Origin of the sequence: Paenibacillus sp. Dod16 (assembly GCF_049893405.1) — a bacterium.
In the GTDB taxonomy this organism is placed as follows: domain Bacteria; phylum Bacillota; class Bacilli; order Paenibacillales; family Paenibacillaceae; genus Paenibacillus_AQ.
In genome coordinates this window covers 1-24,266 of the sequence record NZ_JBNDYG010000004.1, presented here as the reverse complement: position 1 = coordinate 24,266, position 24,266 = coordinate 1, and the positions used below count along the sequence as shown (strand labels likewise).

Genomic DNA, 24,266 nt, shown 5'->3' with positions numbered 1-24,266 from the left:
GCTATCACCCTACTTCTTCTGTGATGATCGGAATCCGAAGCCATGCGACCGTTCCGCCATGCTCTCCCCTCATGATCCACAGGCCGTATTCGGGCCCAAAATGAAGGGATATCCGGTTCCGTATATTGTTCAGTCCGATCGAGTTGAAGGTATCCCGCGGTCCGTCCTGCTCCTGCTTCGCTTGACCGCCCTCAGGAAAACCGCGCCCGTTATCGCTTACCTTCATGATCAGCGCGTCCAGTTCCTCATAAATCGATATCACAAGGTTGCCCTTGTAATCGATACCTTCAAAACCATGGAAGACCGCGTTCTCCACAAGAGGCTGCAGCAGAAACTTCAAGGTCCTATGATTCATTACGGCGGGATCGACCTCGTACGTGACATCAAATTTATTAAAATAACGAAAATCGAGGATTTTCGTATAGTTCTCCATGAATTCGACTTCCTCCGCAATGGTTACGAAGTCGCCTTCTTTTTTCACCGTAAACTTGATGACCGAAGAGAAGGCCTGCAGCGCTTCTTCAATGCCGGTTGCCCCCTGGATCTTGGCCATCCACTTGATCACGTTCAGCGTGTTATATATAAAATGCGGACGGATCTGCGACTGCAGCGCATTCATCTCCAAATTCCGCTTCTCCTCTTCCTCCACATAGATCCGTTCGATTAAGTCGCGAATTTCCTGCAGCATCTGGTCCACGGTATGGCTGATTACGCCGATTTCGCCGTGCTGTCTCGTATCAAAGCTTACGTCAAGCTGACCTTGGGAGACAAGCTTCATTTTGCTGTTCAGCACCGCCAGCGGTTTCATGATCGTCGTCGCGATACGTGCCGAGATCAGAATGGACAGCACCAGCAGCAAGATCAATGCGCCGATCAAGATGGCAACCATCAGGTACACGATCGAGAACAGGTCCTTCTTCGGAATGACCGTAACCGCCTTCCAATTCGCCATGGAGGAGGAAGAAGAAATCATGTAGGTATCCCGATTGATCTGCGTGTTGACTTGGCCGTCCGCGTGATATTGAAATTCGCTCCCCAATACCTCGGACGCCGCCAGCCCGATTTCCTCGGGATGGACGCTGTGCACGATATGATCGGTTTCGTCGATCAAGTAAAATTTCGTATTCTCGGAAAATGCCGACTGGCTCCACAGCGTCTTGAGTTTATCCACCGAAATATTAAAGAGGATAAAACCGAGATCCTCCTTGGTGTATGGATCCAAGATGGCCCTGCCCACCGACACGACCGGCATTCCTTTTGTCGACAGCAGCCGCTCCTGATGAATCCCTACAGGAACAAAGCCGCCATAAGCTTCCCGGATCTTCCGGACAAAAGGCTCGCGGGTAAACTGCTCCTTGAAATAAGTAAAGTTCATATATTCCCGGTTGCTTCGCCCAATAATGGACTGGCTGTTCTCGTGGTAGATGACAACGGAGTCAATCAAATCCGAATACAGCATGATCCCGCTCTGGATCAAGCCGTTCACTTTATCGAAATCCTGCCCCCGTTCAAGCAATGGATACGTCACCTTGCCGTAATCCTTGCGCATAATGGCATACACCGTGGAATCCTGAATCGGGAACATGGACAGTCGCAGCAGCGGCTGTAAGGAGGTGTCGATATTTTTAATAATTTGCTTGTTGTTCTCCACGGCGGCATCAATCATCGTATTCCGGTTATTTTCCACGTAGACCCAGGATACGATGCCGCCGATCAGAAGGAGGGGAACGATGATGAAGGCGGAGAACGCCGCAATCAGTTTCTTCTCCAGACTTAAGTGAAGCATTTTCTGCTTTAGTATCTTCATGAGGGTGTCTCTCTCTTCTCGTTGTTCGCTGTGATTGTCCTTTATCGCGCCGTTCCGCTGATCCGGAATTTTCTCGGCGTCATCCCCGTAAAATTCTTGAATAATTGCGTATAATAACTCTGGCTGCAGAACTTGAACGTAAACGCGATTTCGGAAATGGACTGGTTCGTATTGGCCAGCAAATGCTTGGATTCCTCGATCTTCCGCCGATTAATAAAGGTTGTAATGGGTTCGCCCGTCTCCCGCTTGAAACGATCGGACAGGTAGCTCGGGTGGACCTTCAAATATTCCGCGACCCTCTGCAGGGTCAGTTCCTCGAAAATATGCTCCCGAATGTAATAGATCGCCAGATTCACGATATGAGAGTACGCCACCTCTTCCTTCTCGGAGCGAATCATCGACACAAACTGCACCAGCATTTCATATTCAAAATGAACCAGCCGCTCCACGTCATTCATTCTCTCAATCTCAAGGATCAGCGTATCGCTTAAATGAAAGGCAATCTCCGGATCCACGCCGCCCCTGATGATCGCCCGGGTAAATAAGGTGCAAGAAGCAATCAAGGCATTCTTCTTCGACCGAAGCGGATACGTCGCCAGTACAGCCGCTTCCAGCTCGTTAATCTTGCGCAGTATGTCCATGGCTCTATTCTCATCGCCGAAGCGGATCGCTTCCAGCAGCTCATGCTCATAGTCAAACGGGGGATGGATAAAATTCTCGCGCAAATAATGCATGCGGGAAGACAGGTAAAAGGGATGGTTTCCCGAGCGTGAAGGCTCTTTCATTATTTACACACCACCTAAAAATATTGATAAAAACCTTGATATTTTAGTATAACATAAACCCGATTGGTTCTAAAATTCAAGCATAACCATGCTAGGAAGGAAGTGTAGAACATGACCTGGAATATATCAAATCCTGATTTGTCGCAGCAAGCCCTGCTGAATATGGAAAGTATTTTTGCGCTCGGAAACGGTTACCTGGGTGTGCGCGGCAACTTCGAAGAAGGCTACGGAGAGAGCATGTCCACCATTCGCGGTACCTACCTGAACGCTTTTCACGACGTGATTGAAATCCCATACGGCGAGAAGCTTTTCGCCTTTCCCGATACGCAGCAAAAACTCGTTAACAATATTGATGCCCAAACGGTCCTGATCTATTTAGGCGACGAAAAAGAACCCTTCCGCTTGGATCACGGAACGATTACTGCCCATGAACGCCGCTTGCATATGGACATGGGGTATTCCGAACGCATTGTGCAGTGGAAATCGCCCGAAGGCAAAGAGATCAAGCTGACCTTCCGCCGTCTGGTGTCCTTCGCGCACCGGGAGCTGTTCGCCATCGACGTACGGATCGAACCGATCAATTTCAACGGCCAGGTTCGCATCGTTTCCACCGTCAACGGCAAAGCGAAGAACTATACCAATGCCAACGATCCCCGGGTAGGCGCAGGACATGCGGAACGGATGACCGTCATCGATGCAGGCGTGAAGGGCAGCGATGCCTATGTCGTTGATGAGACGATGGCGTCCAAGCTGCGTGCGGCTTGCGTGACCCGTCACCGCTTGGATGCCGATGCCGACATTCAGCTCGAAGCCGGATCCGGAGAGGTTACGTTCACGGCTACCCTTCCTTTGACAGGACCGATCCACTTTACAAAATATAATCTGTATACCGACAGTCTTCGCCACGGGCAGGAAATGATTGAACGTGGAATCCAACTGCAGGAGGAGTTGAAGGATCTTTCTTTCGAGGACTTGCTTGCCGAACAGGCCGAGTATCTGAACGACTACTGGAAATCAGCCGATGTCGTGATTCAGAACGATGACCAGCTCCAGGAAGGCATCCGCTTCAATCTATTCCAGCTGCTGCAATCCGCCGGTCGGGACAAGCACAGCAACATTTCCGCCAAAGGACTGAGCGGCGAAGGTTATGAAGGCCATTATTTCTGGGACACGGAGATTTACATGTTCCCGGTATTTCTGATGACCCAGCCGGACATTGCGCGCCAGCTGCTGCTGTATCGCTATTCCACGCTGGAGCAGGCGAGAGACAGAGCGCGGGAAATGGGACATCGGCAAGGCGCACTGTTCCCGTGGCGCACGATCTCCGGAACGGAATGCTCCTCCTTCTTCCCATCGGGAACGGCGCAATACCATATCAGCGCAGACATCGCTTACAGCTATATTCAGTATTATCTCGCCGAGCAGGACCGGGATTTCCTCTTGTCCTATGGGGCCGAAGTGTTGATCGAAACCGCCCGTCTGTGGGCCGACATCGGTCACTATTATAACGGCGCCTTCCATATCGATGAGGTGACGGGGCCGGATGAATATACCTGCTGCGTGAATAACAACTATTACACCAACGTCATGGCGAAACATAACCTGAAATGGGCCGCCAAGAGCTGCGCCATTCTGGAATCCTACGATGCGCAAGGCTTCAAATCCCTGTGTGACCGGCTTGGCGTAACCACGGATGAAATTTCTGCTTGGGCGAAAGCGGCGGACGCCATGCTGCTCCCGTATGATGAAGCACTCGGCATTAACCCGCAGGACGATACGTTCCTCCGTAAAGCGGTATGGGACTTCGAGAACACGCCGGAGGACAAATATCCGCTGCTGCTGAACTATCACCCGCTCACCATTTACCGTTATCAGGTGTGCAAACAAGCGGATACGGTGCTCGCCCACTTCCTGCTGGAAGACGAGCAAAGCTTGAAAACGATCCAGCGTTCGTATGATTATTACGAAGGCATCACGACGCATGATTCGTCGCTGTCTTCCTGCATCTTCAGCATCATGGCCTCGAAGATCGGCAATATGGACAAAGCGTATGAGTATTTCATCGAGACGGCTCGCCTGGACCTGGACAATACGCACGGCAACACGAAGGACGGCCTGCACATGGCCAACATGGGCGGCACCTGGATGTCGATCGTCTACGGCTTTGCCGGCATGCGTCTGAAGGAAAGCGGACTTTCCCTCTCCCCGGCCATTCCGAAGGACTGGGAGAAGTATGCATTCCGCTTGAACTTCCGCGGCCGCCTCATCGGCGTATCCATCGAGAAGGACGGCGTGACCTTGGAGATCGTCGAAGGCGAATCCATCGAGATCAAGCTGTATGACGAGGCCGTAACGCTTGAAGCCGGGAAACCTGTGAAACATGCGCTGCAGAGCAAATAACGATGTTTAGGCATTAGGTGCTTGCTCTTCCTATGCGCAGGGCATCACTCCCGGTTTACGAGGAAAACGATCGATCGACAAGTTTTCTATGAAAACAGACTGCGATAAACCGTCATTTTTCTTGCGATATCAGAATGTCCCTGTCTCGGGCTTATACTTTCCGATATCTCAAAAAGGAGCTATAAGATATGAATGAAACACGCAAGCTGAAGGCTGTCATCTTTGACTTGGACGGCGTCATTACCGATACCGCGGAGTATCATTATCAGGCATGGAAAGCCACGGCAACCGAGCTGGGCATTCCCTTCACGAGAGAGTTCAACGAGAATCTCAAAGGCGTATCCCGCATGGATTCCCTGAAGCTCCTGTTAAGTCAGGCGGAGACGCCTGTAAACTATTCTGATGAAGAGCTGGTACAGCTGGCTGACAACAAAAATAAGCTGTACGTCGAGCTGATTGAAACGATTACACCAGCCGATCTGCTGCCGGGGATTACGGAGTTTGTGGCAGACATCCGGTCGGCCGGCCTGAAGACCGGCATCGCGTCCGCCAGCAAGAACGCCATTGCCGTTTTGACCCGACTTGGCGTCATGGATCAATTCGACGTGATTGTCGACGTAACCAAGCTGAAGAACAACAAGCCAGACCCGGAGATCTTTCTCACCGCTGCCGCAGAGCTTGGCGTAGAGCCTGCCGATTGCATCGGCGTGGAGGATGCCGCATCCGGTGTTGACGCCATCAAGGGCGCCGGCATGTTCGCCGTCGCGATCGGCAACGCCGCGCATTTCCCGCATGCGGATGTCGTGCTGCCCAGCACGGCGGAGCTAAATTTCCGTGAGCTGGCTCAGAAATTCGAAGGTTGATAAAGAAATTGTAAGGGCGCTCCTAAGGGAGCGCCCTTTTTCGTATGTCCTCCCATTTTTTGCAACCACCCGCGATCTTCGTTAGACTGTAGTTGGTAGTGAGTACAGTAACTTTCCGGTATGTAAGCATGAGCATCATATCGAGAATACGATAAAGGGGACTTTCCATGGAACAGGCTGTCTTGGATCAAGGGGCCGAACGATTCGGCCGAGGTTCTTATTCGCTAAAGTTACTTGGGGGATTCGATCAGAATGTATTTGAATACAACGGCGAAGACGGACGCCGCTTCATTATTAAATTTTTGGACGCATCCACATACCGCAAAGCCTCGATCATTCGCGAGCTTACGTGGATGGCCTATCTCGCCGAGCAGGGTCTGAACATCGCCGAGTCCATTAGATCTGCCCAGGACCTTCTTATTGAAGAGGTAACCCACGATTCCAAGCGTTACCATGTCATTGCCTTCACGAAGGCTCCCGGCAGCCCGTTAACGGATTTGACATCGGATTTTTCGATAATCAAGCAGTGGGGACGCGGGATGGGCCGTATGCATAAGCTCGGCAAAAAGAACGCCACCGCTTCCTCACTCGTGCACCGAATGGCGTTTTCCCATTGGAATGATCATGTAATTTTTACCGATGCGTTCCCGGAGGCTGCAGGTGAAAGAGTTCAAGCACAGTGGAAACAGTATCTTAAGGAATTAGAGTCGCTTCCGCAGGATCAGGAAGGCTATGGCATCGTCCACAATGACCTCCACCATCACAACTTTCACGTACATAACGGGGAGATTATCTTTTTCGATTTTGGGGATGTCTCGTACCATTGGTTCGCCTACGATATCGCCATCGCTATTTATCATGCGGTCCAGACGGTTCCGGACAACCGGAAAGCCGAGTTTGTGGCCCGATTCTTCGACTCGTTTTTATCCGGCTACCTTCAAGAGAATACACTGAGTGAGGATTGGATCGAGCGGATCCCGTTGTTCATTGACTTTCGCAATATCTACTCCTATGTCTACTTCGCCAAATTCGTAAATTGGAATGAGATGGATGAACGCACTCGGAAATATGTGTTAGCGATGAAAGCGGATATTGAGGAAGGCAAATCCGTTGTAAAGCTGTCTATTTAATAAGAGAAGGAAGATTGCTCTGCCATGAAACCAAGATCTCAACCTCTCCGCAGGCTCTTATATATGGGCCTGGGGCTGCTCCTTTCATCCATCCTTCTATACCTGCTGTTCCTTCGCCCCACGCCCATCAAGGTGGGTGGATTTACATCCTTTACGGATGAAAACACCATCATCTTCGAGGTTATCAATGAAGGATTCGCCGATGTGGAGCTGCTGGACGTGCGGGTGAATAATGGCATGAAGCCTGCCAAGGCCGAGCTGGGCGTCAGTTATTCCCTTCATCTGGTCGGCGGCGAGGGCCTTGATGAAGATCCAGATATCCAGTTCGTCGATATTCGGGAGGTGCCGTTAAAGCCCGAGCTCATGCCGGACGAGAAGAGAGCCGCGCTCAATCAAGGTTCGCGCATTCCGCTTAATTACGGCGTCCGTCTTTATAACGATGAGCCCATCACCCAAATTGAAGTGAAATATAGGTATGGGGGGATCACTTTTACGAGAGAGATGCCGATGGGGCGATTTTTCAATAAGCCTTAATACGTTTGCTGTTGGAAGTAAATAAGTAAACCAAAGCCTCTATCCGTGTCGGATAGAGGCTAATATGGTAAAGACCTATTTCCGCTGATAACTTTCCTACAATACAATCTCCGCCCAGCAGGATAACGACTCCTCAAATTAAGATTGGAAATTTATTAGTAATAAAAAAACGGTTGCAGCAACCGGTTCATGATCAAATTAAGATGACACAACATAATTGTTCAAAAAATCCCGTAGTGCAGCCTCCATATCAGGCTCCCCATCGTCTTCCATCCATGAATCCTGAAGAACAAGATAGCGACAGACGCTGCTCTGCAAATAGCTGTAGATGATTTGTGCAGCATCGATATCTTCCCGGGTAACCTCGGCAGCATCGCATTCCGTATCCTTCGTGAAATAGCTGAGAATCAAGGCTTTGACCCTCCGCCTCAACGATTCAATATCCACTGTTGCAGCCACAGAGCATCGCTCGCTGTGCAGCACAACGTTCCCCTTAATCAGGAATAACTTAATGGTATCTTCGTCTAAATATTCGTAAACAACGATGCTATGATTCTCCTCGGCGAACTCGATCACATCCCGTTTACTTAAGAGCGGGTTCACCGCCTCCATGCCGTCCCTGTATTTTGCAGCCTGCTCAAAATCGAAACGCGCTGCGGCGTCGAGCATGTTTCGCTCCATCTCATCATATAAACGTCGGTCGTCCCCTTGAAGCAGAGCAATGAATCGATCCATGATGTCATCAAATTGCCGCGCGCTTTCACCGCCAAGACACTTGCCAAGACAGAGGCCAATCGAATAATTCAAGCAGGGAGTATTTGCCGAAGAAGCGGCAGGTGTGTGATTGCAGGCGATTTTACAGCATTCCTTAACCTTTTGCACTGCATGTTCAAGACTATGTCTGCTGGCTGTATAGGGGCCGAAAAAACGAGATCGGTCGGGACCGCCTTCATCCAGTGTATCCGTAAATTCCAGCCATCGCCAATCTCGCTTTTGCCGCAATACGATATAACTATAACCTAGCGGATTTTTCATCTTGCGGTTATACATCGGCTTTAAGTCTTGAATGAGCCTGCATTCCAGCATGAACGCCTCAAACTCCGTGTCGGTAACGATATGCTCCAGGTCTTTGACATGCTGAACCAACCTCTTCACTTTTGGGGAGTGCGATTTATTGTTGTAAAAATACGATTGTACTCTCTTCTTGAGACTTTTGGATTTGCCAACGTATATGACCGTTCCCCGCGAATCTCTCATAAGATATACGCCCGGCGACAGCGGCAACTCTTGTATTTTTGTTTTCATTTTGACTGTCGATCCTCTCAACGAATCTATCAAACATGGCGTTTTCGTTCACTTCCAAGATACCATATGCACACCAAAAAGCACCACAGTCACGGGCTAATCCAACTCGATGAACGCGGTGCCTCTATTAGGGACTAGGGCTACAGCTTTATTACCCCTTCTCGCATAGGGCTGATTGGTTGTCGCACTCTCGCACACCACCAGCGGCCCCAACTATGCCTGAAACAGCCTGAACAGACGGGATCCCCCGCTCCTGTTCAGGCTGTTCCAATAAGCAATCATAATCCGTTCTTTTCAACTAACTGTACATCATTATTGGAAGTTACCACATACGTATAGGTTGACCTCATCTGCGGCCCTTCCCCATGTTCAGGCTCGCAATCTTGCGCGATTATAACCGTGAAGCCATTTTCGTTCTCTGTAGTTTCGATAACATGGTTAATCGTTTCTAAGCTCGCCCCGCACGTTGGTACTTTGTCCATAACCTTATCAAGCGCAGCATCGCTGTCCATACTCTGTTCTGAGGCACACCCTGATATTAGAACAACAACCATGAGCATCACGCACATCATACGCATAACATCAACTCCCTCTATGTCATAGACGTAAATTCCCTCCATTATGTTCTATAGCCAAATCGCCCCTACTCTTTATACTGCTTCCGGTATGCTCTCGGCGACAGCTGAACCGTCCGCTTGAACATCTTTCCGAAATGAGAGAAGTTGCTGAAGCCCGATCGCCAGGCGATATCCGTGATGGAATCATCGGTCTCCCGCAGGAGGCGCTGCGCTTCCTTAATCCGAAGCAGGTTCAGATAATCGCTAAAGGTAAACCCCGTTGTCTGCTTGAACAGCCGGCTGAGATAGTGCGGGCTGATCCGGAACGCCTCCGCTACCTCGGGCAGCGTTAAAGCCTTCTGATAATTATCGTTAAGATACCGGACCACCGCCTGGGTCTTCGGATGAAGAACCGGCTCCGTATCGGCTGAACGAACCGTACCCAAATGCCGGCTGCGGTAGGCGAAGAGCAGCAATTCGACCGTTCGGTGCCGCAGCAGCCAGCTGCTTCCCGCTTGGGGATGGATCATCTCATTCACCATTTCGCCGACCATTCGCTCCACCGCTTCACTCGCTGGCGAAGGAAGCCTTAGAATCGGAACATCCCAGCCGAACGGCTCCTTCAGCCCTTCGGCCAGCTCAGGCGGTACGGCCAGATCCGCGAACAATTCCGGGCTTATATAGAGGACAAGGCGATCATGGTCGGGCCGGCCGCTGTCCAGCGTCTTATGAACGGCATTCCGGTCCACGAAGACAAGATCACCGGCCCGAACTCTGTAAGAGCGATCCTTGATGAAGTAGATCCGCTCGCCCGATAACAGGTAGTACAGCTCATAATGATCGTGGAGATGGTCGACCGTCATTGAGAAATAGCCAATGCGGCGGTCATACTCCATGTTCAAATATCCGGTGGGATCGTGGTAATCTGCTCGAAACGGCTTGGTCATGCGGCTGCCCCCTTTCCTAGGATTATAGCAAAATATGCGGCATTTGAAAGCGATTACGCATGAAATGCGGCGAAAGCAGTGCTCCCTTGTTATAGGCTAGAGCTATATTCAAGGAGGCGATAGAGATGAGTGATAAGAAACGTTATGTATTGGTCGGTACCGGTGGCCGCGCCGAATTTTTTTATGGCGCACTGGCCCAGAATTTCCGCGACAAATCCGAGCTTGCTGCCTTTTGCGATATCAACCAAACCCGCATGAATTACGCGAATCAGCTGCTGCGGGAAAAATATAAATACACCGAGGTGCCTACCTACCCCGCAGACCAATTCGACCGGATGATCGAGAACGAGAAGCCTGACTTCGTCATCGTGACCAGTATCGACCGGACGCATCACAAGTACATCATTCGCGCAATGGAGCTTGGGTGCGACGTCGTGACCGAGAAGCCGATGACGATCGACGAGGAAAAATGCCAGGCCATTCTGGATGCCGCCAAGCGGACCGGACAAAATATCAGGGTCACCTTTAACTACCGTTACGCCCCCCATCATACCAAGGTACGGGAATTGATCATGAATGACACCATCGGCCAGGTGACTTCGGTTCACTTCGAATGGCTGCTGAATACCCGCCACGGCGCAGACTACTTCCGGCGCTGGCACCGGGACAAGCGGAACAGCGGCGGATTGCTCGTCCATAAATCCACCCATCACTTCGACCTGGTCAACTTCTGGATCGGTTCCCATCCTGAAACCGTTTTCGCATTTGGAGATCTCATGTATTATGGTAGAGAGAATGCCGAAACGCGGGGCGTTACGCAATTCTACAATCGCGCAACCGGGAACCCCATTGCCAAAGAGGACCCTTTTGCACTCCATCTGGATTCGGATGCGCATCTCAAAGCCATGTACCTGGATGCCGAGCCGGAGGATGGCTACCAGCGGGATCAAAGCGTATTCGGAGACGGCATCAACATTGAGGATACGATGGGCGTCCTCGTGCGATATCAGAACAAAGCGATTCTGACCTATTCTCTTGTCGCCTACCAGCCGTGGGAAGGCTATCGCATCGCCATCAACGGCACCAAAGGCCGGATCGAGATGAACATCGTTGAACAATCCTACGTCAATTCACTGGGCGACAAAAGCCAAGAAGGCGCGTTAATCGGGAAAACGCTGCGGGTGCTTCCGATGTTCGATGCCCCGTACGAGGTTCACGTCGAGGAGCAAAAAGGCGGACATGGCGGAGGCGACCCTGTGCTGCTGAATGATCTGTTCGGGGAACCGGTGGAAGATCCGTATGCCCGTGCGGCCAACCATATCGATGGGGCGAGATCCATACTGACAGGAATTGCAGCCAACCGCGCCATCGCCACCGGCATGCCTGTACGAATCGACAATCTGGTTCGTTTCTAAGCCGTACACGGCTGCTTCAAGCAACTTGCCCTTCAAAGGCTGCGTATTTGCGCAGCCTTTTTTACATGTCGCAAACCGCCTAGAAATCCGCTTTTCGTAAAGGAGGTAATTGATGTTCTTCTCATTAAAAAGCCGTTTGATCGCCTTTATCGTCGCACTCTTCGTCCTCTCTTTCGGCACGCTCTCCTTCCTGCTGTTTACGGAATCGCGCACCGTGATCCGCTCCTACATCGAATCCTCAGCCCTTGAGAAGATGGAGGAATACGGCTCCTACGTCGATATGGTCCAGATGCAGATTTACGATGTCGCTTCCCTCGTGTTCAACAGCGACACGGCCAAGAACTGGGATAACGCCATCAGTGACCCGCTGCTGCCCGAAGGGGAGAAAATGCTGGCCAATCTTGCCATGAGCCGATTTCTGACCCAGGCGACCAACAGTTACACCAGTATCTCCGACGTATCCATCTATCGGCGCAGCGGGCTTCGGATCGGCGGCGAGAACCAAGTCGAAAGCGACCCTGCCTTTTTGCGGGAATCGTGGTACACGAACTTCTTCGCGTCCGGAGACCGCTGGCTGCCAGCGCATACGGACCAGCATGAACGTGTCCGGGATCACGGCAATCCCGTCGTCAGCCTGCTGATGCCCATCGGGACCTTCCATCATGCCACGGCGCAGAACGTGATGAAGGTTAACGTCAGCGAGTCTTATTTTCTGGAGCCGCTCACCCGGATTCATCTGGCTAAGAACAGCACGATTTTTCTGTTGAACGAGCAAGGAAGCCCGATTCTATCCCAGCAGGCGCATGAACTTGGCACCGAAGCCCTATCGGAGATCGATCGCATTCGAAACGGCCCGCTGAAATCGGGTGTTGTCTATCTGACCAACGATGAGGGGCAGCGGGACATTCTGGTTTACAAGAAGCTGGGGCGCACCGGCTGGATGCTGGCTGGCCTGGCGCCGGAAAAGGAGCTGTACTCCTCTCTTCACAAGCTTCAGAGCACCATCCTAGTGGTTACGGTCGTTCTGATCCTGGTCTCCCTGTTTGCCGCCGCATGGCTCTCCTATGGCGTCACCAAGCCTTTAACGCGTCTGGTCCTGGCGATGAGGCAGGTGCAGCGCGGAGCATTCGACCAGGCCGAGTCCGTACTGCCTCCCGACAAAAACGTAAAGAGCGAGGTCAGTTACGTCATCTCCACCTTCCGCTATATGATCAGCCGCCTGCGGCAGCATATCCAGAACGAATTCGAGCTGAAGCTGCTCCGCCAGCAAGCCGAATATAAAGCGCTGCTCATGCAGATCAATCCCCACTTCATGTTTAACACCCTGGAGCTGGTGAGCAGTCTTGCCATGCAGCGCCGGACGGACGATACCGTGCAGGTGATCGAGGACCTGGGCAAAATGATGCGCTTCTCCATGAATACCAGCGACGACCGGGTCCTCTTAGCCGAAGAACTGGCTTATGTCCGCCACTATATCTCCATTCTGCAAACCCGCTTCGGGCATAAACTCGACATCTCCATCCACGAGGAAGGCCGGCTGGATTCACTGGTGATGATCAAGTTCATTCTGCAGCCGCTGATCGAGAATGCGGTCAAGTACAGCTTTCAGCATCAAACCACGGCACAGGTGGACATCCGGATCAGCAGGCAGGACAGCCGCCTGCACCTCCACGTCGCGGATAACGGTCCCGGCATGCCCTCCGAGATCATCCGCAAACTCCAGGATCCCGCGGCGGCCTCTCAATTAGAGCCGATCCTCCGAAGCGAGAGCTGGCACATTGGACTCGGCAACGTGATTGCACGCTGCCGCTTGCATTACGGCGACTTATTTGCCGTTCATATTCGGAACGGGAGCGAAGCCGGCACTTGCATTGAACTGATTCTACCGGTACAGGAGGAATATCATGTACAACGTATTGATCGCAGATGACGAGATCGAGGTTCGTGAAGGGCTAAAGCTGAAAGTCGACTGGGAAAGCATGGGCTTTGCCATTTCGGGGGAGGCCGGGAACGGCTTGGAAGCTGAAGAGCTCTTGAGATCCCATTCGTATGACCTGCTCATTACCGACATGAACATGCCCGTCATGGACGGCGTCCAGCTACTCGACGTTTGCCGGAGCCACAATCCGACCATCCAGATCATCATCATTACAGGATACGAGGATTTTCAATACGCCAGAGCGGGCGTCCGCAGCCAGGCCATGGACTACTTGCTGAAGCCCGTAGCCCGGGACGACCTGAAATCCGCCTTAAGCAAAATCAAACAGGAATTGGATAAGAACCGCAAGGTACGGAATGATTCGGCAATGATGCAGTGGCAGCTATCCCAGTATTACAAAGAAATGAAAGAGCGTTTCCTGCTGGACCTTGTGCGCGGCAATCGTCTCCCCCCCGCCTCCCTGCCGGAACGGATTCGACTATTTCACCTGGAGGATTGGCAGGACGGCCGCGTATGCTTCATCACCGTGGGCATGAGGGAATCCGGCATGCAGAAAGCACCCGAAGGCCGCGCCCCCGAGCAGCTCCGCCTTCCGTTTCAAATGGTCTGCCATGAAATAGCCGAGTCTTATCCGTGCAGCGTTCAGGTGTTTCATGATGCAGCTCATCCCGGTATCATGCATTTCATTACGCTTGGCGGCATTCAGCATGAATTCGCGGATAAAATCGCCATGCAGGCATCATCGTATTTAACCGTAGAGGTGCAGGTGGGACTCGGGCTGCCCGTGTCGGGACTTGAGCGATGGAAAGAGGGTTATATCCACTCCCTCCTGGCCTGGAATCTGGCAGGACGCCAGAACGGACCGGATCAGGCGCTCGTAACCGACCAAAGTCCGCTGCTGCCGGAGGAAACAAGCCGCGCACTTCATCGCTGCCTGATCCGGGGCGAATTGGAATCCTTCCGCAGCATCATCCGGAGGGAGCTGGGCGAGGCATTCCGGATATCACCTTGCCGCTTGGTACGGAGCCTTTTTCAAATTACGCTGATTATGGAAGCCGCCGCCATCGACAACATACGGCATTCACAGGGAGGGGGGCCTCTATGGATTTCACCCGAATGGGTTTTATGGCTCGAGACCCCGGAGCAGGCGGAACGCCTGCTGATGCAGTGGGCACAGGATTTTGTGGACCACCACCTGGAATCCGGAGACGGAGACGCTAGCCTGATTGAATCCGCCAAGCGGTATATCGAGGAAAATTACATGCAGGAATTATCGCTGACCTCGCTGGCCGAGCAGTATAACTACCACCCTACCTACTTCTCGGAAATATTCAAGGAAGGGGCTGGGGTCTCGTTCATCCAGTACGTTACGGAAGTTCGGATGAAACACGCCGTACGCCTGCTGCAGGAGACCCGATTGACGGTATGGGACATAGCCGAGCTGACGGGCTTCTCTTCTCCCGGCTATTTCAGTTCCAAATTCAAAAAAATGTTCAATCAGAGCCCTTCCGAGTTCCGACTGTCGCAATCCGAAAAAATCGAACGCGATGATCCGAAGAAATGAGATTCCGCCCTTTCTCCTCCCCCGGTATGATGAGTTTACCAGGCGCACCGACATCCCGATTGTAAGCGGCTTCAAGCCGTCAGGTAACCGCCCATGCTCATCCATCCTGAAGGGAGGTACATTATGAGAAAGCTGTCCAGGCCCTTATACGGCCAGCAGAATAAGACAGCCTACTTGTTTCTTCTGCCTTGGCTCATCGGCTTCTTCTGTCTGACGCTGGGGCCGATGATTGCATCGCTGTACTTATCCATGACCAAATTCAACCTGCTCTCATCGCCGACTTGGACGGGACTCAGCAACTATGTCCAGATTTTTACCGAGGACGATACGTTTCAAAGATCCTTGTGGCTAACGTTCTACTATGTGTTCTTATCCGTGCCGCTGAGACTTGCGTTCGCACTGCTGGTCGCCATGGCCTTGAACAAGGGCATCCGCGGACTCGGCATTTACCGGACCGTGTATTATATCCCTTCCTTGTTGGGAGGCAGCGTTGCCATTGCCATCGTTTGGCGCCAAATCTTTGACGGCAGCGGTCTGGTCAACCAGTTCCTCGGCTGGTTCGGCATCTCGGGCCCCTCGTGGATCGCCCACCCCGACTATGTGGTGTATACGATCATCACGCTGTCCGTCTGGCAGTTCGGATCGGCCATGGTCATCTTCCTCGCCGGTCTGAAACAGATTCCGACTGATTTATATGAAGCATCCGGCGTAGACGGTGCCGGAAAGATCCGTCAGTTCTTCGGTATCACGCTGCCGATGCTGTCACCCGTTATCTTTTTCAATCTGATCATGAGCATGATCAATTCGTTCCAAGCCTTCACGCCGGCCTATGTCATCGGAGACGGGCGGGGAGGACCGCTCGACGCCACAATGTTCTACACCTTGTACCTGTATCTGAAAGGCTTCTCGTTCTTCGATATGGGTTATGCCTCGGCTCTGGCATGGATCATGCTGGTCATCATCGGCGTGTTCACCGGAATCGTTTTTCTCACATCAAAGTTCTGGGTCTTCTACGGGGATAACCAGGAGGGGAGGTAATGGATATGCCGCTTAAGCGACAACTGGTTCAAGCCGGGAGGCATGCCGCCATTATCCTCCTCGGCCTGCTCATGCTGTATCCGGTGCTGTGGCTCGTCTTCAGCTCGTTTAAACCGAATCATCTCATCTTTACCAACAGCAGCCTCATTCCGACTGCCTTCACATTGGATCATTACGTGAACGGCTGGAGCGGGCTCCAGGGCATCTCCTTCGGACGGTTCTTCGGCAACTCCGTGCTGATTTCGGTCATGAGCGTCATCGGGAACATCGTCTCCTGTTCCCTGGCAGCCTACGCCTTCTCGCGATTGAAGTTCAAATTCAAAGRCCTGTGGTTCAGCATCATGCTGGTAACGATTATGCTGCCTTACCACGTAACGCTCGTGCCTCAATACATTCTGTATAACGAGCTGCATTGGATCAATACGTATTTCCCGCTCATCCTGCCCAAATGGCTGGCGCACGACTCCTTCTTCATCCTGTTGATGGTTCAGTTCATCCGCGGCATTCCGCGGGAGCTGGACGAGAGCGCGACCATCGACGGCTGCGGACAATCGCAGATCTTCTTCCGCATCGTGGTGCCGCTTCTCGTCCCTGCGCTGATTACGACGGCCATCTTCACCTTCATCTGGAGCTGGGACGACTTCTTTAGCCAGATGATTTATTTAAGCAAGATTGAGTTGTTCACCGTACAGCTGGGGATCCGATCCCTGTTCGATCCTTCGGGGCAATCGGATTGGGGGGCGCTGCTCGCCATGTCCACGCTGTCGTTGCTGCCTGTGACGATCATCTTTCTGGTGTTTCAACGCTATTTTCTCGAAGGCATTGCCACGACCGGCCTGAAGTAGTCTCAGAAGCTGCCTGTCGTGGTGCGAAAGCGTGCTGTAAATGAACCAATAATGATTAGACTGGGGGATTATCCATGTTGAAGAAATGTTTCGTTGGCATGTTGGCTTCGCTCCTGTTATTCGTTACCGCCTGTTCCGGAACGGATCACACGGGAGAAGGCGGGAGTACGAACGCAGGGGCCGAGCCGAGCGGCCAGGTCGAGCTGCGGATGATGTGGTGGGGCGACCAAAAACGGGCCGATATTACGAACGAAGCCCTGAAGGTGTTCCAGAACAAACATCCGAACATAAAAATCGTCGGTGAATTCTCGCCTTCCTCCGGATATTTCGACAAGCTGAACACCCAGCTCGCTTCCGGCACCGCACCGGATATCTTCTTCCTGGGCGGAAACGTGGTGGACTATGCCAAAAAAGATGTGCTGCTGAACCTGGATCCGTATGTCGGCAGCGAACTGAAGCTGGACGGCATGGATGCCACTATGGTGGAATACGGCCGCCTGGATGGGAAGCTGCAGCATATTTCGGCCGGCGCAAACGCCCGGGGAATCGTCATCAACAAGGCACTGTTCGAAAAGGCAGGCATTCCTCTGCAGGAGCAGGATTGGGATTGGGAGGAATATGCCGCCATCAGCAAAGAATTGTCCGACAAGCTTGGCGACGGCGTATACGGTACTTATAATTTCACCGTCGACGGAATGGATATCTTCCTGAAGCAGCGCGGAAAACAGCTGTATGACATGGAGAACGGAAAGCTTGGCTTTGCCCAGGAAGACATTCAGGAATGGTTCGAGTATTGGGAGCAGGCATCGAAAGCCGGCGGTGTCGTTACGCCTGAACTTCAGGTATCCAATCCGCACGATGATACCAGCAAATCCTTGTTAATTACGGGCAAAGCTGCCATGAGCCTTCTCCCTTCCAATCAACTGGCCGCATTCCAGAGCCTGACGGAAGATCCGCTCATCCTCCATCCGGTACCTAGAGGTCCGAAGGGAACGGGCGTAGTATTCGAGTCCAGCCAAGGACTATCCGGTTATGCCAACACCAAGCATCCGAAGGAGGTCGCCACGCTCATGGACTTCTGGATCAATGATCCCGAAGCGGCCAAAATCCTCGGTAACGACCGCGGCGTGCCGGTAACGGAAGCCAACCGCAACCTTCTCCAGGAGGAAGCAGGCCCCGTGGAAGAGATTGTGTACAATTACACGAGTCTCGTATCAGAAGCCACGAAAACCGAGCCTTTTGACGTAAGTTATAATCCGCCGGGATTCGCCGAGTTCTCCAAGCTGGCCCAGACGACGACCCAGGAGATCGGTTTCGGCCGGAAAAACGTCGAGCAGGCCGTTGCGGACTTCTATAACGGCACCGTGCGCATATTTGAATCGAATCAATAACAAGCTTTCAAGGAGGCGGACATGACAGAAGTTATGCTGGACCGGCTGCGCCGGATTTCGATACCGGACCGGGTGCAGCCAGGTAAACGGGAAGATCGGAAACTGCTGCAGGAGTGGCAGACGACTGGCGTCCGATTCGCGGCATCGGGCGGACGGCTGGAAACGGCTTATTATACCGCGCTGGAGAAGCTGCTGGCCTGCATCGTGCCGATGAACGGCAGCGATCCGATTCTGCAGGAGGGCGGTATCTATCTCGGCTGCTGGCTGGAGAGCACCGGCACCATCAATGCCGAACTGCTATCGCGACTGATTCCTTCGGTCTCGGAAACCACCTACCTCGCTTTTGCGGATCAGCAAAGGGAGGATGGGCTGCTCCCTTATAAACTGACGGAGAACGGCCCTTCGTTCCGCCAGATCCAGCTCGTCACGCCGCTGGCGCGCTGCGTCTGGAACCACTATGAGCTTCATGGAAGGGACCTCTCCTTCCTGAAGACCATGTACCAAGCCATGTCGCGTTACGACGATTGGATTGCGCGTTACCGCAGCACCCGGGGGACCGGCTGCGTGGAGGCTTTCAGCACCTTTGATACCGGGCATGATCTGTCGCCCAGGTTCTGGCATGTTCCGGACACGCCCTATAGGAACGATGCCGCCGCCTTCCACCCGGACTCCCCGGTACTGCCCTTCCTGGCACCGGATTTGACGGCCAACATCTACTGCCAGCGCATGTATTTGGCCCGCATGGCCGAAGAGCTCGGCGAATCCGGAGCCGATTGGAGGGCCAAAGCCGAAGCCAGCCTGAACAGCCTCTTCCGTTACTGTTATGACGTGGAGGATCAATTCTTCTACGACCGGGATCGGAACGAAGAGCTGGTCCGGGTCCAATCCGACGTGCTGCTCCGCGTGATGGCCTGCGAGGTGGGCGACCGCGAGCTGTTTGACGACATGCTGCGTCGCTATTTGTTGAATACCCGCAAATTCTTCGCCAAATATCCGTTTACGTCCATGGCGATGGACGATCCGCGGTTCGATCCGTCCTCCTCTTACAACAGCTGGGGCGGGCCGTCCAATTTCCTGAGCTTGATCCGGGCGCCGCATGCCTTTGAACATCACCACCGGTATGTCGAGCTGACCTGGGTGCTGCAGCCCATTCTGTCCGCCTTGTCCAAGGCGAAGCGCTTCCCGCAAACCTTGAGCCCTTGGACCGGTGAAGAGGGCTTTACCGAGATGTATTCCCCTTCCATTCTGTGCCTGCTGGATTACGTGGAACGGCTCTGCGGCATCATGCCGATCGGATCGGATCAGCTGTGGTTTACCGGTCTTCTCCCCGTCGACATGGATCATGGCGAAGAAGTTGCCGGCAACACGGCCTATAGCCGAACCGTGAACGGGCTGCACTACGAATTGGTGAATACCCCGGACAACGTCACCGTATACCGGGAAGGCCGCGTTCATATTCAAGCCCCCGCCGGGATTCGGCTGGTCACGGACCGCAGCGGACAATTGGAGGGCGTGATCGGCATGAGCGTGCGTACCATTGAAGGCGAGCTCCGCTATCAAGGCACATCCATTCCGATCCAGATCAAAGGAAATGAAACGCAGCTGTATTCAGACGGAGATTTAAAGACGGAGAGGGATATCGGCATCATCTATCCTGCCTATCGTTAATTGAAGGAGGTGAACGCTTAAGCATGAGAACTCAAGACATTCAACTTCGGGACCCCTACGTACTGCCCGACCCGGCACAGCGAATATACTACATGTACGGCAGCACCGACAAAAATATATGGAGGGAAGGAAACGGCTTCGATGTCTATATCAGCCGTGATCTCGACGATTGGGAAGGCCCTTACACGGTCTTTCGCAAACCGGTCGTTTTCTTTGCGGACGTGAACTTCTGGGCACCCGAAGTCTACTATTACCATGGGCGTTACATCATGTTTGCCACCTTCCGCCGAAAAGATAACGATCGGCTGGGCACTGCAGTGCTGTCTGCAGAAGAGCCGACAGGGCCCTTCTCCCTCCATAGCGAAGGGCCCGTGACCCCAGCCGACTGGAGTTCCCTGGACGGCACGCTCTATATCGACGAAACGGATCAGCCGTGGATGGTGTTCTGCCATGAATGGCAGCAGGTCGGGGACGGCGAGATCTGCGCCATGCGCCTGAGTCCCGATCTCACGGAAGCAGCCTCGGAGCCCGTGACCCTGTTCCGTGCCTCCGAAGCCGCTTGGGCCACGCCGTTCCACTCGCCCCGCTTTCCCGGATCGGGCAACTACGTGACGGACGGACCGTTTCTGTTTCGGACAACGTCAGGGAGTCTGCTCATGTTATGGGCCAGCTTTGTGGATGGCCGATACGCGCTCGGCGTTGCCAAGTCGACAACCGGCAAGCTGACGGGGCCCTGGCTCCAAGAGCCAGGGCCCTTATATGCCAGCGACGGCGGGCACGGCATGGTCTTCCGTACCTGGAACGGTCAGCTGATGCTGACCGTGCATACCCCGAACCGCACGCCGGATGAACGGCCGATCTTCATCCCCGTCACAGAGGATGGAGACAGCATCAAGATGGATGGGATGTATCGGACTACACGCATGCCCAAGTAAAATCTCTATACGCGAAAAGGCCGCTCTCCATGAACATGGCAGAGCGGCTCTTTTTATAGGCTTAACTTCCCAAAGCTATGCGTTACTGTCCCGTAGAAACAAAAGGAGGCCTTACGCGTACGGCCTCCTTCTACACTCATTTATTACAGCTTCACGATTTTACCCGTCTCTTGGGATTCGAATGCACCCAGGATCACGTTCAAGGAACGCAGTCCTTCCTCACCGGAAATGCTAGGCGGCGTGTTCGTGAGAATGGATTCGACGAACGCGTCGATGACGCCGCTCGGAACCTGCTTCTCATTGGTTGCCATGGCGCCAACCTTGTAGGTCTCCACCGTACCGTCGGTCAGCTCCACAACCACCTCGTCGCCGTTAACGGTACCGATCTTCATGGCACCTTTCTCGCACCACAACACTGTTCCGTTATCGCCGGATCTGTAATGCGTCCAGCTTGCCATCAGCGTGCCCACGGCCCCGCTCTTCATGCGAACGATGCAAGTCGCGTTGTCGTCCACATCGGTTCCTTCTTTATGGACCGTACCGATGAAACCTGCCACTTCCACAATTTCATCGTTCAGCAAATAACGGATAAAGTCGGATTTGTGCACGCCGAGATCGCCCATGGCGCCCATAATCGCTTCTTCTTTACGGAAGAACCAGCTGTCCCGTCCATCCAGGCTCCAGCTCTCCGGACCGCCGTGGCCGAAGGAAGTACGGAAGGTAAGCACTTTTCCGAGCTTGCCGGAATCCAGAATTTCCTTCGCTTTTACATGCGGAGGCATGAGGCGCTGATTGTGGCCTACCATCAGGTATACCCCGTTCTTGCGGGCCGCCTCGATCATTTGCTCTCCTTCTTCAGCCGTCGTAGCCATCGGCTTCTCCACCAGCACATGAAGGCCGGCATTCGCAGCCGCGATGCTCATCGGAGCATGCAGATAGTTCGGCGTACATACGCTAACGGCGTCCAGCTTCTCATTCTTCAGCAGTTCTTGATAGTCTGTATAGGCTTTACCCCCATACTGGGCTGCCATCTCTTCGGCGCGTTCTTTTACCGGATCGGCAAAAGCAACCAGCTCCACGTTAGCATTGTTCGCGTATTCAGGAATATGTCTGCGCTGGGCGATCGCGCCGCAGCCAAACACAGCCACTTTAATTTTACTCATCGAAAGTCTCCTTTGTGCTCATAAATTAAAATTGGTTCAGGTAGTTCTGCTTCAGCCAGTTCATGCTGTTCTCCACGCTTTGCAGCGGCGGATTCTGACATACGTCCTGCTCGACGATCAGCCATTCCGTGCCTGCATCGGATGCAGCCTGAATGACGCCCGGCAGGTTAACCGAGCCTTGGCTCAGCTCCAGCGTCTTCATGTTGCCTTCCGCATCCTTGCTGAAATCTTTCAGGTGAAGCAGTGGAAGACGTCCTGCGTATTTCGGAATGTAGGCAAGCGGATCTTGTCCGGCGAATTGTACCCAGCATACGTCCATCTCCACTTGCACGGCTTCCGGCGTCGTTGCGGAATACATTGCATCAAAGACGAACTGGCCATCAACCTCGGCTTCGAATTCGAATGCATGGTTATGGTATCCAAAGATCAGTCCCTGCTTGCGGGCTTCAGCCCCTACTTCCTCCAGGAAGGAGAAGAGGTTCTTCCAATCCTCGGCATCTTTACGATCTTCTTCGGCCACATATGGACACATCATATATTTAGCGCCAATGGTTTTCAGGTAATCAATTTCCTTCTGCAGATCTGCGCGAAGCAGATGCAGGCCCACGTGACTGCCGATCGCTTTCAGCCCAAGCTCTTGAAGAAGCGTTTTCATTTCCTCGGCCGGAATGTCTCCATAACCTGCGAATTCCACGCCTTCATAACCCAATTCAGCGACTTTGCGGAGCGTACCGCGGAAATCCTGTGCCGTTTCATCGCGCAGCGTATACATTTGCAAACCAATGTTCATTCTTCTCATTATAGCGCACCTCGATTCCAAAAATGAGTTACTGCTCTATCTGCTACTATCATACATGCAAATAGGCTAAAATGAACATAAACAATATTGCTGCAACATGAACTATCTGCTTATATTTTTACTGGGGGTTGTTACCATTATGGAAGCAAGGCTGCTCATCTGCGACTATTCCTATCACTTTCAGCAATTCAGCAACAGCCATCGGGGCGGCTTGACAACCTATCTGTTCCGACTCCAAACCGAAGGCTCCTGCGAAATCTACTGCAACGGCATCGAGCACCACGTGCAGGCAGGCGACCTGCTGCTGCTGAAGCCCGGAGATGAATACGAGCTGCGGGTAAAGGAAGACGGCGAGGATGGCCGCGTGTCCAGCGGGGATTATTTTATATTCTGCGATGGCTCCTGGATTGATAATTGGTGGAACCGCATCCCCCGCCCTGTCGTCAGTCACGTGGGGCTCGACGATTATTTACTGGGTCTGTGGAGACAAATGCTGCTGGAGAAGCGGCGCGGCCTTGAAGGGGAAATCGGGGAACTGACCGACTACCTGCTGCGCAGTCTCTGCCTCTGCCTGGACCGCGCCATTACCGAGATCAAGCCGACCGATCGCCTTGCCTTCACTGCCCTGCGGCTGAAGCGATTCGTGGAGGAGCATGCCACCCTTACCTTCAAGCTGGAGGAGGCCGCTTCCCATGTCGGGCTAAGCTTATCCCGGGCGGTTAAGCTGTTTAAGGAGTATTACGGAAAAACCATGATCCAGTACGCCCTCGAGATCAGGCTGAACGCAGCCGTCGAGCGCATCAAATACAGCACGATGACACTGGAGGAAATCGCGGAAACCTGCGGCTTCGCCAGCTACTCCTACTTTCACCGGGTATTTCGGGCCAACTATGGCGTATCCCCGGTCAAATTCCGGGAGACCGCAACGGTGCCGGCAAGGCCGGGGCAGGAGAAAAGCCCACGCTGAATTTTTTCCTTCTATATAATGGGGTAATAAAAAGCAGCCCAGGCTCATCCTTGAACTGTGACCCATAAGAAGGACACTTTAAAAAAGTGACCCTCTTGTGGGTCACTTGTGTTTTAATCAAGGTATAAGATGAGGGGCGAGATGAAGATGGGAAAATTGAAACGAGTAGTTTTTACAATAGAGTTTTTACAATAGAGCAGATGAGAAAATTGGA

General features: G+C 52.9%; 20 protein-coding genes. 13 read left to right on the top strand and 7 right to left on the bottom strand.

Annotated features, from left to right (window positions below; genetic code table 11):
- Positions 1 to 4: 4 nt before the first annotated feature.
- Both ACPV3A_RS04060 and ACPV3A_RS04055 read right to left on the bottom strand, forming a co-directional pair.
- On the bottom strand, positions 5 to 1,807 hold the full coding sequence (locus ACPV3A_RS04060) for a sensor histidine kinase (protein WP_426198249.1): 1,803 nt from the start codon (positions 1,805 to 1,807) through the stop codon (positions 5 to 7).
- 41 nt (positions 1,808 to 1,848) lie between these two features.
- Positions 1,849 to 2,592: a helix-turn-helix domain-containing protein gene (locus tag ACPV3A_RS04055; protein ID WP_426198248.1), complete on the bottom strand. Its 744-nt coding sequence runs from the start codon at positions 2,590 to 2,592 to the stop codon at positions 1,849 to 1,851.
- A gap of 111 nt (positions 2,593 to 2,703) precedes the next feature.
- On the opposite strand from ACPV3A_RS04055, the gene ACPV3A_RS04050 reads away from it, so the two are divergent.
- The 4 genes from ACPV3A_RS04050 to ACPV3A_RS04035 all read left to right on the top strand — a co-directional run bounded on the left by ACPV3A_RS04050 (position 2,704) and on the right by ACPV3A_RS04035 (position 7,519).
- On the top strand, positions 2,704 to 4,992 hold the full coding sequence (locus tag ACPV3A_RS04050; protein ID WP_426198247.1) for a glycoside hydrolase family 65 protein: 2,289 nt from the start codon (positions 2,704 to 2,706) through the stop codon (positions 4,990 to 4,992).
- 188 nt (positions 4,993 to 5,180) lie between these two features.
- Positions 5,181 to 5,855, top strand: coding sequence for a beta-phosphoglucomutase (pgmB, locus tag ACPV3A_RS04045; RefSeq protein WP_426198246.1), 675 nt, complete (start codon positions 5,181 to 5,183; stop codon positions 5,853 to 5,855).
- 167 nt (positions 5,856 to 6,022) lie between these two features.
- Positions 6,023 to 6,985, top strand: coding sequence for a phosphotransferase enzyme family protein (locus ACPV3A_RS04040; protein WP_426198245.1), 963 nt, complete (start codon positions 6,023 to 6,025; stop codon positions 6,983 to 6,985).
- Between the two features lie 24 nt (positions 6,986 to 7,009).
- Positions 7,010 to 7,519, top strand: coding sequence for a hypothetical protein (locus ACPV3A_RS04035; RefSeq protein WP_426198244.1), 510 nt, complete (start codon positions 7,010 to 7,012; stop codon positions 7,517 to 7,519).
- 198 nt (positions 7,520 to 7,717) lie between these two features.
- Here ACPV3A_RS04035 and ACPV3A_RS04030 read toward each other — a convergent pair whose 3' ends face one another.
- The 3 genes from ACPV3A_RS04030 to ACPV3A_RS04020 form a co-directional block, all read right to left on the bottom strand.
- Positions 7,718 to 8,824: a GIY-YIG nuclease family protein gene (locus tag ACPV3A_RS04030; protein WP_426198243.1), complete on the bottom strand. Its 1,107-nt coding sequence runs from the start codon at positions 8,822 to 8,824 to the stop codon at positions 7,718 to 7,720.
- 278 nt (positions 8,825 to 9,102) lie between these two features.
- A complete protein-coding gene (locus tag ACPV3A_RS04025; protein ID WP_426198242.1) occupies positions 9,103 to 9,402 on the bottom strand; it encodes a hypothetical protein in 300 nt (99 codons plus the stop codon).
- Between the two features lie 65 nt (positions 9,403 to 9,467).
- A complete protein-coding gene (locus ACPV3A_RS04020; protein WP_426198241.1) occupies positions 9,468 to 10,328 on the bottom strand; it encodes a helix-turn-helix domain-containing protein in 861 nt (286 codons plus the stop codon).
- A gap of 125 nt (positions 10,329 to 10,453) precedes the next feature.
- Here ACPV3A_RS04020 and ACPV3A_RS04015 point away from each other — a divergent pair, with 125 nt between their 5' ends.
- The 8 genes from ACPV3A_RS04015 to ACPV3A_RS03980 all read left to right on the top strand — a co-directional run bounded on the left by ACPV3A_RS04015 (position 10,454) and on the right by ACPV3A_RS03980 (position 21,123).
- On the top strand, positions 10,454 to 11,743 hold the full coding sequence (locus ACPV3A_RS04015) for a Gfo/Idh/MocA family oxidoreductase (protein WP_426198240.1): 1,290 nt from the start codon (positions 10,454 to 10,456) through the stop codon (positions 11,741 to 11,743).
- 112 nt (positions 11,744 to 11,855) lie between these two features.
- The gene (locus ACPV3A_RS04010; RefSeq protein WP_426198239.1) at positions 11,856 to 13,673 is read left to right on the top strand and encodes a cache domain-containing sensor histidine kinase; all 1,818 of its coding nucleotides are present in this window, start codon (positions 11,856 to 11,858) and stop codon (positions 13,671 to 13,673) included.
- Complete coding sequence (locus ACPV3A_RS04005) at positions 13,648 to 15,246, top strand: response regulator transcription factor (protein WP_426198238.1); 1,599 nt, start codon at positions 13,648 to 13,650, stop codon at positions 15,244 to 15,246. The genes ACPV3A_RS04010 and ACPV3A_RS04005 overlap by 26 nt, the downstream gene beginning before the upstream one ends.
- 123 nt (positions 15,247 to 15,369) lie before the next feature.
- The gene (locus ACPV3A_RS04000; RefSeq protein WP_426198237.1) at positions 15,370 to 16,284 is read left to right on the top strand and encodes a carbohydrate ABC transporter permease; all 915 of its coding nucleotides are present in this window, start codon (positions 15,370 to 15,372) and stop codon (positions 16,282 to 16,284) included.
- A gap of 5 nt (positions 16,285 to 16,289) precedes the next feature.
- The gene (locus ACPV3A_RS03995) at positions 16,290 to 17,129 is read left to right on the top strand and encodes a carbohydrate ABC transporter permease (RefSeq protein ID WP_426198332.1); all 840 of its coding nucleotides are present in this window, start codon (positions 16,290 to 16,292) and stop codon (positions 17,127 to 17,129) included.
- A gap of 74 nt (positions 17,130 to 17,203) precedes the next feature.
- Complete coding sequence (locus tag ACPV3A_RS03990) at positions 17,204 to 18,520, top strand: ABC transporter substrate-binding protein (protein ID WP_426198236.1); 1,317 nt, start codon at positions 17,204 to 17,206, stop codon at positions 18,518 to 18,520.
- Between the two features lie 21 nt (positions 18,521 to 18,541).
- Entirely contained in the window at positions 18,542 to 20,188 is a 1,647-nt protein-coding gene (locus ACPV3A_RS03985) for an MGH1-like glycoside hydrolase domain-containing protein (RefSeq protein WP_426198235.1), read from the top strand.
- A gap of 23 nt (positions 20,189 to 20,211) precedes the next feature.
- On the top strand, positions 20,212 to 21,123 hold the full coding sequence (locus ACPV3A_RS03980) for a glycoside hydrolase family 43 protein (RefSeq protein WP_426198234.1): 912 nt from the start codon (positions 20,212 to 20,214) through the stop codon (positions 21,121 to 21,123).
- Positions 21,124 to 21,266: 143 nt separating this feature from the next.
- On the opposite strand, the gene ACPV3A_RS03975 is transcribed toward ACPV3A_RS03980, so the two are convergent.
- Together ACPV3A_RS03975 and ACPV3A_RS03970 are read right to left on the bottom strand one after the other, a co-directional pair.
- Positions 21,267 to 22,286, bottom strand: coding sequence for a Gfo/Idh/MocA family protein (locus ACPV3A_RS03975; protein WP_071222294.1), 1,020 nt, complete (start codon positions 22,284 to 22,286; stop codon positions 21,267 to 21,269).
- A gap of 25 nt (positions 22,287 to 22,311) precedes the next feature.
- Positions 22,312 to 23,085 (bottom strand): sugar phosphate isomerase/epimerase family protein, encoded by a 774-nt coding sequence (locus ACPV3A_RS03970; protein ID WP_216532801.1) that lies wholly within the window; start codon positions 23,083 to 23,085, stop codon positions 22,312 to 22,314.
- A 139-nt stretch (positions 23,086 to 23,224) separates the two neighbouring features.
- On the opposite strand from ACPV3A_RS03970, the gene ACPV3A_RS03965 reads away from it, so the two are divergent.
- A complete protein-coding gene (locus tag ACPV3A_RS03965) occupies positions 23,225 to 24,052 on the top strand; it encodes an AraC family transcriptional regulator (protein ID WP_194545032.1) in 828 nt (275 codons plus the stop codon).
- Positions 24,053 to 24,266: the final 214 nt, after the last annotated feature.